12 protein-coding genes and 1 pseudogene are annotated in these 14,862 nt (G+C 68.7%); 3 read left to right on the forward strand and 10 right to left on the reverse strand.

Going from position 1 to position 14,862, the window contains the following annotated elements; genetic code table 11:
* Positions 1-91: 91 nt before the first annotated feature.
* The 6 genes and pseudogenes from FHR72_RS26885 to FHR72_RS22720 form a co-directional block, all read right to left on the reverse strand.
* A complete protein-coding gene (locus FHR72_RS26885) occupies positions 92-1,093 on the reverse strand; it encodes an ATP-binding cassette domain-containing protein (RefSeq protein WP_472670925.1) in 1,002 nt (333 codons plus the stop codon).
* Between the two features lie 15 nt (positions 1,094-1,108).
* Positions 1,109-1,630, reverse strand: a pseudogene (locus FHR72_RS26890) (ATP-binding cassette domain-containing protein); the annotation flags it as partial.
* A gap of 155 nt (positions 1,631-1,785) precedes the next feature.
* Positions 1,786-2,850, reverse strand: coding sequence for a succinyl-diaminopimelate desuccinylase (gene dapE / locus FHR72_RS22705; protein ID WP_183472516.1), 1,065 nt, complete (start codon positions 2,848-2,850; stop codon positions 1,786-1,788).
* A 42-nt stretch (positions 2,851-2,892) separates the two neighbouring features.
* Positions 2,893-3,936: an aminotransferase class IV gene (locus FHR72_RS22710; protein WP_183472519.1), complete on the reverse strand. Its 1,044-nt coding sequence runs from the start codon at positions 3,934-3,936 to the stop codon at positions 2,893-2,895.
* A 56-nt stretch (positions 3,937-3,992) separates the two neighbouring features.
* Complete coding sequence (locus FHR72_RS22715; RefSeq protein ID WP_183472522.1) at positions 3,993-5,501, reverse strand: APC family permease; 1,509 nt, start codon at positions 5,499-5,501, stop codon at positions 3,993-3,995.
* A 127-nt stretch (positions 5,502-5,628) separates the two neighbouring features.
* Positions 5,629-6,525 carry a LysR family transcriptional regulator gene (locus FHR72_RS22720; protein WP_183472525.1) on the reverse strand — a complete coding sequence of 299 codons (897 nt, stop codon included), beginning with the start codon at positions 6,523-6,525 and terminating at the stop codon, positions 5,629-5,631.
* A gap of 79 nt (positions 6,526-6,604) precedes the next feature.
* Between FHR72_RS22720 and dapD the strand changes: the two genes are divergently transcribed.
* Positions 6,605-7,558, forward strand: a complete 954-nt coding sequence (gene dapD, locus FHR72_RS22725; protein ID WP_183472528.1) for a 2,3,4,5-tetrahydropyridine-2,6-dicarboxylate N-succinyltransferase — start codon at positions 6,605-6,607, stop codon at positions 7,556-7,558.
* A gap of 156 nt (positions 7,559-7,714) precedes the next feature.
* Here the strand turns inward: dapD and FHR72_RS22730 are convergent, their stop codons facing one another.
* From FHR72_RS22730 to FHR72_RS22740, 3 genes are all read right to left on the reverse strand, one after another.
* A complete protein-coding gene (locus tag FHR72_RS22730; RefSeq protein ID WP_183472910.1) occupies positions 7,715-8,245 on the reverse strand; it encodes a M15 family metallopeptidase in 531 nt (176 codons plus the stop codon).
* A gap of 146 nt (positions 8,246-8,391) precedes the next feature.
* The gene (locus FHR72_RS22735; RefSeq protein WP_183472531.1) at positions 8,392-8,742 is read right to left on the reverse strand and encodes a VOC family protein; all 351 of its coding nucleotides are present in this window, start codon (positions 8,740-8,742) and stop codon (positions 8,392-8,394) included.
* Positions 8,733-10,151 (reverse strand): acyl-CoA synthetase, encoded by a 1,419-nt coding sequence (locus FHR72_RS22740; protein WP_183472534.1) that lies wholly within the window; start codon positions 10,149-10,151, stop codon positions 8,733-8,735. Before FHR72_RS22740 ends, FHR72_RS22735 begins: the two co-directional genes overlap by 10 nt.
* A gap of 41 nt (positions 10,152-10,192) precedes the next feature.
* Between FHR72_RS22740 and FHR72_RS22745 the strand changes: the two genes are divergently transcribed.
* A complete protein-coding gene (locus FHR72_RS22745; RefSeq protein ID WP_183472537.1) occupies positions 10,193-10,729 on the forward strand; it encodes an NUDIX domain-containing protein in 537 nt (178 codons plus the stop codon).
* Between the two features lie 178 nt (positions 10,730-10,907).
* Positions 10,908-11,408, forward strand: a complete 501-nt coding sequence (locus tag FHR72_RS22750; RefSeq protein ID WP_183472540.1) for an Rv2253 family sensor-like surface protein — start codon at positions 10,908-10,910, stop codon at positions 11,406-11,408.
* 21 nt (positions 11,409-11,429) lie between these two features.
* On the opposite strand, the gene FHR72_RS22755 is transcribed toward FHR72_RS22750, so the two are convergent.
* Positions 11,430-14,852, reverse strand: a complete 3,423-nt coding sequence (locus FHR72_RS22755; RefSeq protein WP_183472543.1) for a bifunctional proline dehydrogenase/L-glutamate gamma-semialdehyde dehydrogenase — start codon at positions 14,850-14,852, stop codon at positions 11,430-11,432.
* Between the last annotated feature and the right edge of the window lie 10 nt (positions 14,853-14,862).

Genomic DNA, 14,862 nt, shown 5'->3' on the forward strand with positions numbered 1-14,862 from the left:
TGGTGAGCGTTCCTAGACAGCTCGCACTCCACTCGGAGGTCTTCGTCTTGTCACCTCACCACGCCGTCACCAACGTCCGTGGTCAGTACAGCTAGGAATCGACGAGACCGCCCTGCCGCAGGTGCAGGACGCGGTTGACCCCGATCGACTCGACGAACGACGCGTCATGACTGACGACGAGAAACGCACCCCGGTACGCCAGCAGCGCGCTTTCCAGTTGCTCAACGCTGACCAGGTCGAGGTTGTTGGTCGGTTCGTCGAGAAGCAGAAGCTGCGGCGGTGGTTCGGCGAACAGCACGCACGCCAGCGTGGCGCGCAACCTCTCCCCACCGGACAGCGCCCGCACCGGGCGGTCCACCGCGTCACCGTGGAACAGGAACTGCGCGAGCAGATGCCGGCGCCGGGTCGTGGTCATGGCGGGGGTGAACGCCGCGAGGTTGTCGGCGACGCTCCGGTCGTCGTCGAGGAGGTCGAGACGCTGGGACAGGTACGCCACCCGCCCCTGGGCGACCTCGACGGTGCCCGCATCCGGCTCGAGCTCACCGAGCACGGCCCGCAGCAGCGTGGTCTTCCCGGCTCCGTTCGCACCCGTCACCGCGATGCGTTCGGGTCCGCGGACCGTCAGGTCGACACCGTCGAGCACGGGTCGACCGGAGCGCTGCAGCCGTAAACCCTTGACCTGCAGCACCGTTCGCCCCGGGGGGACGTCGGTGTCGGGTAGGTCGAGGACCACGTGGTCGTCGTCGCGGAGGGCACGCTCGGCGTCCGCCAGCCGCGACCTCGCCTGGTCGATCCGCTTGGCGTGCACATCGTCGGTGCGGCCGGCGGTCTCCTGCGCCCTGCGTTTCATCGCACCGGAGACGATCTTCGGCAGGCCGGCGTCTTTGAGGGTGCGCTGTGCGTTGCCGGATCGGCGGTCGGTCCGCTCCCGCGCCTGCTGGCGTTGCCGTTTCTCGCGTTTGAGCGTCTGCTCGGCGGCGCGCACCGCATCTTCGGCGGCCCGTCGTGACTCGTCGACGGCGTCCTGGTAATCACTGAAATTGCCGCCGTAGAAGGACATCTCGCCGCGGTGGAGTTCGGCGATGCGATCCATCCGGTCCAGCAGGACGCGGTCGTGGCTCACCAGCAGCAGGCACCCGCCGAAGTCGTCGAGGGCGTCGTAGAGCCGGTGTCTGGCGTCGGCGTCGAGGTTGTTGGTGGGTTCGTCGAGCAGCAGGATATCGGGGCGGCGCAGCAACTCTCGGGCCAGACCGAGGGTCACCACCTCGCCGCCGGACAGCGAGGTCAGCGGACGGTCGACGGCGAGATGCCCGAGACCGAGGCGGTCGAGCTGGGCCCGGGTCCGCTCTTCGACGTCCCAGTCGTCACCGATGGCCGCGAAGACCGCGTCGCTGGAATCGCCTGCAGCCAAGGCGTTCAGCGCGTCGATCACGGGCGCCACACCGAGCACCTCGGCGACGCTGCGGTCATCGAGCAGCGGCAGCGTCTGGGGTAGGTAGCCGACGAGCCCGTCGACGGTCACCGTGCCGGACGACGGTGACAGCTCGCCGGCGAGCAGGCGCAGCAGCGTGCTCTTGCCGGCCCCGTTGGGGGCGACGAGGCCGGTGCGGCCGGGCCCCACCGTGAACGACAGATCGGTGAACAGCGGGGTGTCGTCGGTTCCGGTGTCGAAGGAGAAGGTCAGCTGGGTGCAGGTGAGTGACGGCATGCAGAAGCTCTCGAAGTCGTGCGGACAGAGACCGGAGGTCGTCAGCGCGAGAGCATGCGTTCAGGTTATCGGCGTGGTCAACCGATTAAATAGTGGCGCAGCACGTCGGTGACCGCGGTGATCTGCTCGACCTCGACGTGCTCGTCGACACGATGGGCGAGGTTCGGGTCGCCGGGGCCGTAGTTGACCGCCGGAATGCCCAGCGCGGCGAAGCGGGAGACATCGGTCCATCCGTACTTCGCCCGGACCTGTCCTCCGGCGGCGTCGACGAGCGCCGCCGCCGCGGGCCGGGTCAGCCCGGGCAGTGCGCCCGCCGCAGAATCGGTGAGCTCGATGTCCACGTCGAGCCCGTCGAACACGTCCACCACATGGGCATGGGCCTGCTCGACGGTGCGGTCCGGCGCGAAGCGGAAGTTGACGGTCACGCGGGCGGCGTCGGGGATCACGTTGCCTGCGATGCCGCCCTCGACGCGCACCGCCGACAGGCCCTCGCGGTAGACGCAGCCGTCGATGTCGACGCTGCGGGCCCGGTAGGACGTAAGCCGGGCCAGGACATCGCCGAGTTTGTGAATGGCGTTGTCCCCCAACCACGATCGGGCCGAATGCGCCCGGGTGCCCGCGGCGCTGACGACCACCCGCAGTGTGCCCTGGCAGCCGGCCTCGATGAATCCGCCGGACGGCTCCCCGAGGATCGCGACGTCGGCGGTGAGCCACTCCGGCAGCTCGCGTTCGATGCGGCCCAGACCGTTCGCCGACGCCTCGATCTCCTCGCAGTCGTACATCACGAGCGTGAGGTCGTGGGCAGCCTCGGTGACCGTCGCGGCCAGATGCAGGAAGACCGCGTCGCCCGATTTCATGTCCGAGGTGCCGCAGCCGTGCAGCACGCCGTCGGCCAGCCTGCTGGGCAGGTTGTCGGCGGCGGGGACCGTGTCGGTGTGGCCGGCCAGCAGCACACGCGACGGCTTGCCGAAGTTCGTGCGCGCCAGCACCGCATCGCCGTTGCGGATGACCTCGAAACCGGTCGTCTGCTCGCGCAGCGCGGTCTCGATCTCGTCGGCGATGCGGGTCTCGTGGCGTGATTCGCTCGGAATGTCCACCAGGGCGGCGGTCAGCGCGGTCGGATCACCGTGTAGGTCCAGCACACGACCACGGTAACCCGCTGGCACCGACCGCCTCCGGCGACCTCAGTACCGGATGGCCTCGATGAGCGGGCCGGGCTCGTCCATCAGCGCCCAGAACCGGTCACGGATCGCGACGGTCACCGGCCCGGGTTCACCTGCGCCGATCGGCTCTCCGTCGAGAGAGTTGATCGGTGTCACGCCACCGGCGGTGGTGACGGCCATGAGCTCGTCGGCGTCGTAGAGTTCGTGGCTGGTGACATCGCGCAGCGTGGCCTCGATCCCCATCGCGTCGGCGAGCTCGAACACCGTCTTGCGGGTGATGCCGGGCAACGCATTTCGTGACGGCGACGCCAGCTTGCCGTCCTTGACGATGCACACGTTGAAGCCGGGCCCCTCGGCCACGCAGTTGTCGGAGTCGAGCAGGATGGCGGTGCGGGCACCCCGGTCCTTGGCCTCGAAACTCGCCGCGGTGAGGTCGCCCCACTGGTAGTTCTTGATGGTGGGGTCGACGGTGTTGCGTCCGGCGCGGCGCACGTGTCGGGGTACCACGGCGGTGGTGCCGAAGATCTGCTCGGCCGGCGGGAACGCCCACAGATACGGGATCGCGTAGATGTAGACCTGGTGGGTGAGCTTGGACAGGTCCTTCTCCCCCTTGCGTTTTCCGTAACCGCGCGTGACCGTCAAGTTGACGAACGACTCCCGCAGCTGGGACATCGAGACACAGCGCTTGGTGATCTCGGCCAGCTCCTCCTTGCTGTAACCCGGGTCGAGCCGCAGCTTGCGGGCGCCGTCGAGCAACCGGTCGAGGTGATCGCCGAGCCGGAAGATGTTGCCGTGCCAGACGTGGGCGACGGTGTAGGTCAGGTCGGAATGCCCGAAGCCGGTGTCGAAGATCGAGATCTTGGCGTCCTCGGCGGGAATGAACTCGTCCTCGATCCAGGCGACGCCGCCGGCGAACGGGCTGGAGTAGTCGATCTCGTAGTCGCTGTACTGGATCACCGAACCCGCGGGTGTGTCCTCCCGGATTGCTCCGGGCTCGACGGCGACGAGGTTCGAGGTGCCTTGCTGGATGGTGTGGTGGATGGTGTTGTGGTCGGTGACGGTCATGTGCTTACAGTCCTTTTCGTTGCGAGGTTCGAGAGAACGGGGCGGGGCGACCCGGTTCACACACCGTGGGTCCTGGCATAGTCGGCACCCGCGTCACCGCGGCGCAGCCGCGCCTTCAGCCCGGTCGCCCACCAGATGCCGGCGAGCACGACGATGCCGAGGAACACCCATTTATTGCTGGTGAACTGGGGCAGGAACAGCAGCGCCACAGCCACGCCCAGGAACACCACCAGAGCGGTCACGTACAGCGGCAACCTCCAGCGTCCCAGGTCGAAGGTCCCCGGTTCGGCGACCGGGATGGTGCCGTTGCGATATCCGACGAGCAACCCGACGGTCTGCAGGATGTAGACGAAGAAGAACAGCAGCGACGCGATGCCGATGATGTAGTTGAACGCCTTCTCGTTGACCAACGCCGACAACAGCAGAAGCGTTGAGAGGCAACCCAGCCCGATCACCGCGAACGTCGGGGCCTTGCTCTTGGGCGAGACGTGACGCCACACGTGGGAGAAGGGCAGCATGTTGTCGCGGGCCATCGAGTAGGCGAGCCGGGTGGCGACCAGGATGTTGGCCAGCAGGCACGCCAGGATGTTGGTCAGGGCAATGGCCACGATGACCTTGGTGACGACGGGACCGGCCTGCTGGGTGATGATCTCCTCGATCGGTGCCGCCGAATAGGCCTCCACCGCAGCGGGATCCTTGATGGCGAGCACGTACACCACGTACATCAGGAACTCGATGACGATCGAGGTGATGAGCGCGTAGAACATCGTCCTGGGGACCACGCGGCGGGCGTTCTTGGTCTCCTCGGCGACGTCGGCGCCGGATTCGACACCGATGAGCCCGAAGAACGGCCCGAGCGCGGCGGCCAGCCAGGCCAGCATGTAGGAGTCCTTGTCGCCGGACTCGCCGCCGGTGAACAGGGTCGAGATGGGCTGGTGGTTCTCGGGCGCGGAGAACGCGATGACGGCGATCAGTGCAGTGGCACCGACGGTGATGACGAGCTCGAGGCTGACACCGATGTTGTTGACCATGGTCGCGAAGCGGACACCGTAGATGTTGATCAGCACGCAGACGAACACCACGGCGATCGCGAGCAGGATCTGGGTGGTCTGCGTCATGCCCCAGCCCAGGAGGCCGCCGAGGTAGCCGGACAGGATGAAGCCGACCCCGGTCATGCCGCAGACCCAGCCCATCAGCGCGATGAAGCCGGTGAACCACGCCAGGTTGGGCCCGTTGATGCGGCTGATCCACTGGTAGGAGTAGCCGGCCAGTGGGAGCTTCGCAGTCAGGTCCGCGGCGATGAACGTCCACAGCGCGAACACTGCGCCGGCCAGTAGCAGCGTCCAGACGAACGGTGCGCCGGCGGTGAAATAGCCCGCGCCGAATCCGGTGAACACGGCAGTGGTGGCGCTGATGGTGGCGAAGCCGATCGCGAACGAGGCCAGCGTTCCGACGGAGCGGTCGAGTCTCTGGGTGTAGCCCAGTTCGGCGAGCTTCGCGTCCTCGGCGCCCAGCGCGGGGACGCGCTGTTCTGAATGAGTCGGTGGGGTCATTGCTTCGGTCATGGTCACTCCAGGTCAAACCAGTGAGAAGAACACGTGCTGACAGAAAACCGCCATCGGCCCGACACCGGAAGTTTCTTGTTCTGATCGACTTATAAACTGCGGTTATCAGTGGCGTTCGTGCCCTGCGTCAGCCGGGGGCGTCACCGAAGCTCCACTGCGACTGCACATGCCTGACCAGTGCGTCTGCCTGTGGTGTGAGGTCGGTCGGGTTCCATGCCAGCGCGGTGTGGCTGGGCGGCCGGTCGCTGATCGGGACGTAGACGATCCCCGGGCGGTCGTAGAAGCGGGCCACCGACGACGTCGTGAAGCTGATGCCCAGGCCGCGGGCGATGGCGGTGGTCTCGGCCTCGTAGGTCGCGGCGACGGCGGCGATGGTGGGTGGCCGGTTGCCGCGCACGTCCATCGCCAGCCAGTAGTCGCGCCACGTCCCCGCCGTCAGCGGCGCGCACACGATGGGATCGTCGAGAAGCTCGGCGATCTCGACCTCGGTGCGCTGGGCCAGCGGGTGGTCGCGGGGCAGGCAGGCGACCCACGACTCGGAGTCCAGGATCAGCATCCGGTGCTCGGGCAGGTCCACCGGGGGCCGGATGATCGCGACGTCGGTGGTTCCGTCGGCGAGCCCGGCGGTCGGGTCCGCGAAGTCGAACTCCAGCGGTTCGACGGTGACGTCCGGGTAGGCCGCCTCGAAATGGCGCACCAGGCGGAACAGCAGATCCGCGCCGGTGCCGATGAGGTAGCCGACCCGCAGCACGCCGCGTCTGGTGCCGGACAGCATGATCAGGTTGTCGACGATCGCGGTGACGCCCGAGAGCGCCTGCTGCACCTGGGGCAGCCAGGCCGCACCGAGGTCGGTCAGCGCGACCTCGCGGGTGTTGCGGTGGAACAGCACGACGCCGAACTGGTGCTCGAGCTGCTTGATCGCCGTCGACAGCGCCGGCTGGGTGATGAACAGCTTCTCCGCGGCGCGGCGGTAGTTCAGTTCCTCGCCGAGCATGGCGAAGTAGCGAAGCTGACGCAAGGTCACATCCACGGTGGTGGCGCGCCTCCTGGCCTGATCGGGACCCCGTGAAGCGATGCTAGGCCCACCGGTAGCCTGAAGCACCGTGACTTCTGGAGCATCAGGCATCGGCGTGGCGACGATCGCGGCCGACGGAACGGTTCTTGACGCGTGGTTCCCGGCCCCGGAGCTTTCCGACGAGGCCGAGGCCGAGGCGGGGACGGTGCGGATGTCGGTGGCCGAGGTGCCCGCCGAGCTCGCCGAACTGGCCACGCGCGACGAGGACCGCGGCGTCGACGTCGTCGTGATCCGTACCGCGATCGCCTCGCTGGACGACAAGGCCGTCGACGCCTACGACGCCTATCTGCGGCTGCATCTGCTGTCGCACCGCCTGGTGGCGCCGCACGGACTGAACGCCGACGGCTTCTTCGGTGTGCTGACCAACGTGGTCTGGACGAATCACGGCCCCTGCGCGGTCGAGGGTTTCGAGACCGTGCGGGCACGCCTGCGCCGGCGCGGGCAGGTCAACGTCTACGGGGTGGACAAGTTCCCGCGCATGGTCGACTACGTGCTGCCCGCGGGCGTGCGCATCGCCGACGCGGACCGGGTGCGGCTCGGCGCGCACCTGGCGGCGGGCACCACCGTGATGCACGAGGGATTCGTGAACTACAACGCGGGCACGCTGGGCAGCTCGATGGTCGAGGGCCGCATCTCGGCCGGCGTGGTCGTCGACGACGGCTCCGACATCGGCGGTGGCGCGTCGATCATGGGCACGCTGTCGGGCGGTGGCACGCAGGTGATCTCGGTCGGCAAGCGATGCCTGCTGGGCGCCAACGCGGGCCTGGGTATTTCCTTGGGCGACGACTGCGTGATCGAGGCCGGTCTGTACGTCACCGCGGGCACGAAGGTGACCACAGCGGATGGGGAGACTTTGAAGGCGCGCGAGCTCTCCGGCGCCAACAACCTGCTGTTCCGGCGTAATTCGGTGACCGGCGCGGTCGAGGTCGTCAAGCGCGACGGCACCGGCATCACGCTCAACGAGGCACTGCACGCCAACTAGCGCACCTGGGCTTGCACCTGGCCCTGGACCTGCACCTCGCCCTGCACCCTGGACTTGCACCGCGAGCGCGCGTGTCTGCACACCGACGCGCCGCAGGTCCTGGCACTTTGCGCGCGCTCGTCGTGCTCCCCGGTGCTCGTCACGCGCCACCGCGCGCTACCCCGAGGCGTTCGGCTTGAGCGGTGGGCAGTTGCCCTGGGCGTCGACGGCCAGTTCGAAATGCCAGATCTCGTTGGCGTAGATCTGGCACAGCCCGAACTGCCTACCGTTGGCGATCAGCCAGCGATCCGCTTCGGGCGGACCGATGTCAATGGCCTGCCCCATCACATGTTTGGACACCTCGGGTGTCGCGACGAACTCTGCGGCCCTCTCGACGCTGCCGTAGGTGCGCACACCGTCGTCGAACAGTCGCTGTTGAAAACCCTTGGACCGCCAGCCCGATGTCACGAGGAGCTGGACGCCTTGCGCCTCCGCCGCCCGGGTGGCGTCTTGCACGGCCTGCAGCAGAGCTGGATCCAGTTGCGACAGAATGGGATTGGCGGTATCGAACGGCGAGAGCATGGTGCCGTCGGGCAACCAGCCGCCCGTGGTGTCGACCGCGGACGCGCCGATCGACAGTGCGTCGGCGGGCGGGGCCGGTGGGATCGGCGGTGGCGGGGGCAGGGTGATGCTGGTCTGCACGAGCATCACCTCCGGCGGTTGCCCGCACGCCGCAAGCAGCGTGGCAAGCAGCGCACCGCCGACGGCGGCGAGCGCGCGCGAAAAGCCAGGGTGCGCGGCGCGTCGGCGGGCAGACACGCGCGCTCGCGGGGCGGGGGGACCCCCTCGGGTCGTCACCCTTCGGCCGCCAGGATGCAGAACTCGTTTCCTTCTGGGTCGGCGAGCACCACCCAGGTCTGCTCGCCCTGGCCGATGTCGACGCGCCGGGCGCCGAGTGCGATCACCCGCTCCACCTCGGCGTCCTGGTCGTCGGGAGTGAGGTCGAAATGGATCCGGTTCTTGACGGCCTTGCCCTCGGGGACCCCGAGGAACAGCCAGTCCGGGCCGACGCCGCCGGGCGCCCGCAGGATCACATCGCCGTCGTCGGCGTCCTCGTCGGGCCAGCCGAGCACCTGCGACCACCAATCCGCCAGCGCGCGGGGGTCGTTGGCGTCGATGCAGAGGTCGGTGAATCTCAGACCCATTGCGCAAGCTCCTTTTTCAGCACCTTGCCCATCGCGTTGCGGGGCAGTTCGTCGACAATGCGCACCTCACGTGGGCGTTTGTGCACCGAGAGTTGCTGTGCCACATAGTCGATGAGCTCGTCGGGCTGCGCGTCGCCGACGACGAACGCGACGATGCGCTGCCCCAGGTCCTCGTCGGGCGCGCCGATCACCGCGACCTCGCGCACCCCGTCGTGCCCGAGCAGCACCGTCTCGATCTCCCCCGCCCCGATCCGGAAGCCACCGCTCTTGATCAGGTCCACCGACTCCCGGCCGACGATCCGGTGCATGCCGTCGGCGTCGACCACGGCGACATCGCCGGTGCGGTACCAGCCGTCGTCGCCCAGCACCTCGGCGGTGGCATCGGCACGGTTGAGGTATCCGTCGAACAAGGTCGGGCTCTGCACATGCAACTGGCCGATCGACTCGCCGTCCTGGGGCACCGCGCCGCCGTCCTCGGCGACCAGCCGCGTCTGCACCCCGTCGAGCGGCAGCCCGACCCAGCCCGGTCGCCGCTCCCCGGAAGCCAACGTGCTGAGGGTGATCAGCGTCTCGGTGCTGCCATACCGTTCGACGGGCTGGTGCCCACTCAACGCCGACAGCCCGTCGAAGACGGGCACCGGAAGCGCCGCACTTCCCGACACCAGCAGCCGCGCCGGCGCCATCGCCCGGGCGGCTCCGCCGTCCTCGACGATCCGCGACCACACCGTCGGCACCCCGAACACCAGCGTGCCGCCCAGCTCGCTCACAGCCTGGGCATACAACTCCGGTTTCGGTTTCCCGGTGTGCACGAAGCGGTTTCCGAGACGCAGCGATCCGAGGAGCCCGAGGACGAGGCCGTGGACGTGGTACATCGGCAGGCCGTGGACCAAGGTGTCCTCGGATGTCCACTGCCATGCCCGCGCCAGCATGTCGATGTCGTCGGCGATGGCCCGGCGGCTGAGCACCACCCCTTTGGGCAGTCCGGTGGTGCCGGAGGTGTAGATGATCATCGCCGCGGCGTGCGGTGGCGGCTCGGCGTAGCGGTGCCACGAACGCGCATGCATCCGCACCGGGATGTGCGGCAACCCCTCGGCGTCGTCGGGCCGCTCGCCGAGCCAGCCCTGCGCGCCGGAGTCGGTGAGGATGTGGCGACGTTCAGCCGCGCCGACATCGGCCGGCACCGGGACGAACGGCACGCCGGCGATCAGGCAGCCGGCCACGGCGAGCACCGTGGACGCGGTGGGCCGGGCCAGGATCGCGACGCGCGACGCGCCGCCCACCCGCTCGGCGACCGAGGTCGCCGCTCCGACCAGATCACCTCGGCTCAACGACACGCCGTCGATGCGGACCGCGTCGGCGAGGTCGGCCCCCGCCGCCACGGCCGCGGGATTCAGGGACGCCAGCAGCACAGGAAGTGAGGCTACTCCGCGGCGTGGTCATACTGGTGGGCGTGGATTACATCCGGGCCGTGGGGACGCGCGAGGTGTACCGCAACCCCTGGTTGACGATCCGCGAGGACGACATCCGCAGGCCCGACGGCAGCCCCGGCGTCTACGCGGTGGTGGACAAACCGACGTATGCGCTGGTGATCCCGAAGGACGGCGACCGCTTCCATCTCGTGGAGCAGTTCCGCTATCCGATCGGGCTGCGCCGCTGGGAGTTCCCGCAGGGCACCGCTCCGGATCGGGCCGAACTTGACGCCGCCGAGCTCGCCGCACGCGAGCTGCGCGAGGAGACCGGGCTGGTCGCTGGGTCGCTGACCGAGATCGGGCTGCTCGACGTCGCGCCGGGGATGAGCAGCCAGCGCGGCCGGGTGTTCCTCGCCACGGACATCACCGAGGGCCCGCACGAGCGCGAACACGAGGAGCAGGACATGCGCAGCGCGTGGTTCACGCGCGCAGAACTCGAGACGATGATGCGCGACGGCGTGATCACCGATGCGCAGACACTCGCCGCGTGGACACTGTTGCTCCTGACGAAGGCCTGATCGCGTAGGCACCCTGAGCACCGTTCCGCGCAAACGGGTTTCGCACCTGCGACCGGGCTGCAGGCCGATACCGACTCGTGACGCAACCGTGCCCGAACAGGCCGTGTCGGTAGGGCAGTTTGACGAGTAGGGCAATTACGTTGCTACTGCCACACCGCCACAACCCAGCGAGGAAACCATGTCCGCCCGAGGGGCCCGCCACGCGCTTGCATCCGCGACCGTCGTCGCGGCCGCGTGTGTGTGTGGCGAGGCCACCGCGCTGGCGGCACCGACGGACTGGAACGGCCGCTACACCGTGGTGACGTTCGCCTCCGACAAGATCGGGACCAGTGTCGCGACGCGTCAGCCCGAACCCGATTTCAGCGCTCAGTACACGTTCACGACCACGTGCGCCGGGTCCTGCGTGGCCGTGGCGTCCGACGGCCCGGCACCGACGAATCCGACGATCCCGCAACCGACGCGCTACACCTGGGACGGCAGGCAGTGGGTGTTCAACTACAACTGGCAGTGGGAGTGCTTCCGGGGCGACGACGTGCCGCGCGAATACGCCGCGGCGCGCTCGCTGGTGTTCTACGCCCCCACCCTGGACGGCTCGATGTACGGCACATGGCGCACCGAGATCCTCGAAGGCGTCTGCAAAGGCACCGTGATCATGCCGGTCGCCGCTTATCCGGTGTGACCGCCCGGTCGCAGCGGAGGATCAGTCGAACAGACCCTCCACCAGTGCGGTCGGCGAGCCGAACCGGTGCGCGGTGACCGAGACCGCCTGCTCGCGCAGGAAGGTGAGCAGCTCGACGCGGCCCGCCTCGACCACGGGCTGAGCGTAGAGCGCGACGTCGGCCCTGCCTTCGCTCGCCTCGGCGAACGCTGTTCGACTGCCGCCCAGCAATCGCACACGCGCGGGAGCGTTGCCGCGCAGCGTCATTCGCCATGCCTGCGCATCCTCCGCGCGGCACGTGACGCCGTGTGCCCTCAGCAGCTCGGCCGTCGGCGCGGTCAGAGGCGCCGGGATCGACACGATGACGTGACTTCCGGCCAGCACCCCTGCGCCGACCACCCGCAGCAGCGGCGCGGTACGTCCGTCCTCGGCGCGCACCGTCACCGGGACCGACCGGTAGCGCAACACGTTCTTCTCCGCCTGCAGACCCGACACGTCACGGACGACGCCGAATTCTTGTTCCCACGCGTAGGCGTCGGACTCCAGGGAGCGTTCCAGGAATGCACGGTCAGCGACGTCGAGGTCGAGTGTCGTTGCGGCGTCGAGGAATCGACGCAGCGCCGGTGTGAGGGCGCCCGCTCTCGTCGCGGGCGTGGAGGTCCAGTCGCACAGCCCGACAAGGTAGTTGGGTCCGCCCGCCTTGGTGCCGGCACCCACCGCGGACTTCTTCCACCCGCCGAACGGTTGCCGTCGCACGACAGCGCCGACGGTCGACCTGTTGACATAGGCGTTGCCGGCCTCGACCCGGGCTGTCCAGCGTTCGATCTCGTCGCGGTCGAGGCTGTGCAGCCCCGCCGTGAGCCCGTAGTCGACCTGGTTCTGGATGGCGATCGCGTCGTCGAGATCAGCGGCCTCCATGAGACCGAGGACCGGGCCGAAGTATTCGGTCAGGTGATACTCGGATCCGCGCCGGACACCGGTCTTCACACCCGGTGACCAGAGCCGCCCGGTCTCGTCGATACTGCGAGGTTCGACGAGCCACTGCTCGCCGGGGGCCAGCGTGGTCAGCGCCCGCAGGAGCTTGCCGTCGGCCGCCTCGATCACCGGACCCATCTGCACGGTCGGGTCGGCGGGATAGCCGACCTTGAGCGAGGTGACGGCGTCGACGAGCTGCTCGCGAAACCGCGGCGACCGTGCGACCGACCCCACGAGGATGCCCAGCGAGGCCGCCGAACACTTCTGGCCGGCATGCCCGAAGGCCGAATACACCAGGTCCTTGACCGCGAGATCGATGTCGGCGTGCGGGGTGATGACGATCGCGTTCTTGCCGCTGGTCTCGGCCAGCAGCGGCAGGTCGGGGCGGAAGCTGCGGAACAGCGCCGCGGTGTCGAACGCACCGGTGAGGATCAGCCGTCCGACCCGCGGATCCGAGACCAACCGGGTGCCCAGATCGCTTTCGTCGACGTGCGCCAGCTGCAGGACGGTGCGTGGGACCCCGGCGTCCCACAGCGCCTGCACCATCACCGATCCGCATCGGCGGGCCTGTGTCGCGGGTTTGACGATCACCGCGCTGCCGGACGCCAGCGCGGCCAGCGTCGACCCCGCCGGGATCGCGACCGGGAAGTTCCACGGCGGCGTCACGACGGTCAGGCCGACGGGCACAGCGGTCGCGCCGTCGACGTTGTCGAGCTCCTCGGCAAGGGAGGCATAGTAATTGGCGAAGTCGATCGCCTCGGAGACCTCGGGGTCACCCTGATCGAGAGTCTTGCCGGTCTCGGCGGCCATCACTTCGAGAAGCACCGGACGTGCGGCCTCCAAACTCGCGGCTGCACGCCGCAGGATCGCGGCCCGCTCGGCACCCTCCAACATCGACCAGTTCGCGCCGGCCGCAACACCTTCGGCGATCATGGCATCCAGGTGTCCGACGCTCGTGACGGTGGTGTCGTCCACCAGCGCCACCCCGGCCGTCGACTCCGCGATGCGTTCGGTGATCGCGCGGCCCCATGCCCGGTTGCCCGGCAGCGAGGGATCGGTGTCGGCGACGTTCGAGAACGTCTGCCTCGCGGAACCGGCCGGATCGTCGACGCGTCGGTCCTGCCTGCGATTGGGCTGCGGCACAGTGTCGTCGACCTCGGCCAGCGAGGCGACGAACCGGTCCCGCTCCCGTCGGTACAGCGCATCGTCGTCGTGCAGGTCGAACACCGCGGACATGAAATTGTCCGTGCTCGCACCCTCCTCGAGCCGGCGCACCAGGTAGGCGATCGCGGCGTCGAAGTCCTCGGGGTGCACCACGGGCACATACAGCAGCAGCCCACCCACCGTCCGGCGCACCGCCTCGGCCTGGGCTTCGGCCATCCCGAGCAGCATCTCGAACTCGATGTGGTCGCGCACTCCGCGGCGGCCGGCCAGGATCCACGCGTAGGCGACGTCGAACAGGTTGTGCCCGGCCACGCCGATCCGGACGTTCTCGGTCCGATGCGGGTGCATCGCATAGTCCAGGACCCGCTTGTAGTTGGTGTCGGTGTCCTGCTTGGTCGGCCAGGTCGCCGGTGGCCAGCTGTGCAGTTCGGCCTCGACGTGCTCCATCGGCAGATTGGCCCCCTTGACCAGCCGGACCTTGATCCCGGCCCCTCCGCGCTCCCTGCGGGCACTCGCCCAGTCCTGAAGTCGGGTCATCGCCGAGAGCGCATCGGGCAGATAGGCCTGCAGCACGATTCCGGCTTCCAGACCCAGCAGCTCGGGCCGGTCCAGCAGCCTGGTGAACACCGCGATCGTCATCTCGAGGTCGCGGTACTCCTCCATGTCCAGGTTGATGAACTTCGGCGTCGGCGACTCTGCGGCCAGGGTGAACAGCGGGAGCAGGCTCTGTTCCACCTGATCGACCGCTTCGTCGAACGCCCAGGCGGAATGCGGCGGGACGGTCGCCGAGACCTTGATGGACACGTAATCGACGTCGGGACGGGCCAGGAGACGCTCGGTGCCCCGCAGCCGGCGCTCGGCCTCGCCCCGACCCAGCACCGCCTCACCCAGCAGGTTGATGTTGAGCCCGGCACCACGGTCCCGGATACGCGCGATGGAGCGGCCGAGGCGCCGGTCGGAGGCGTCGACGAGCAGGTGACCCACCATGGCGCGCAATGCTTTGCGGGCGATCGGGATGACGAGGCCGGGGACGGCGACCGACGACGCCGCACCGAGCGCGATCATCGTGCGCAGGTGCCACGGCAGGAATGCGGGGGCGGTCTGCGCGAGGCCCCGGAGGTTGGCAGCGGCGACGCGGTGATCGTCCGGGCGGATCACCCTGTCGACGAAGCCGACGGTGAACTCGAGGCCCGCCGGGTCCCGCAGGACATCTGCCAACCGGCGCGCAGCAGGAGCGACGGGCTGGCCGGCAGCGTCGTCAAGCCAGTGACGAACGAGATCTTCGACCTCCGCCAGCATTTCGTCGTCGATCACCCGCAGCGTCATCTGTCCATGG

This window comes from Mycolicibacterium iranicum (assembly GCF_014190915.1).
GTDB lineage: Bacteria > Actinomycetota > Actinomycetes > Mycobacteriales > Mycobacteriaceae > Mycobacterium > Mycobacterium iranicum_B.

Excerpts from the sequence above, each read along its gene's own strand:
- FHR72_RS22755 (WP_183472543.1), bottom strand. The coding sequence starts at position 14,852 with ATGACGCTGCGGGTGATCGACGACGAAATGCTGGCGGAGGTCGAAGAT.
- FHR72_RS26885 (WP_472670925.1), bottom strand. The coding sequence starts at position 1,093 with ATGGATCGCATCGCCGAACTCCACCGCGGCGAGATGTCCTTCTACGGC.
- FHR72_RS22710 (WP_183472519.1), bottom strand. The coding sequence starts at position 3,936 with ATGACCGTCACCGACCACAACACCATCCACCACACCATCCAGCAAGGC.
- FHR72_RS22750 (WP_183472540.1), top strand. The coding sequence starts at position 10,908 with ATGTCCGCCCGAGGGGCCCGCCACGCGCTTGCATCCGCGACCGTCGTC.
- FHR72_RS22735 (WP_183472531.1), bottom strand. The coding sequence starts at position 8,742 with ATGGGTCTGAGATTCACCGACCTCTGCATCGACGCCAACGACCCCCGC.
- FHR72_RS22730 (WP_183472910.1), bottom strand. The coding sequence starts at position 8,245 with ATGCTCGTGCAGACCAGCATCACCCTGCCCCCGCCACCGCCGATCCCA.
- FHR72_RS22715 (WP_183472522.1), bottom strand. The coding sequence starts at position 5,501 with ATGACCGAAGCAATGACCCCACCGACTCATTCAGAACAGCGCGTCCCC.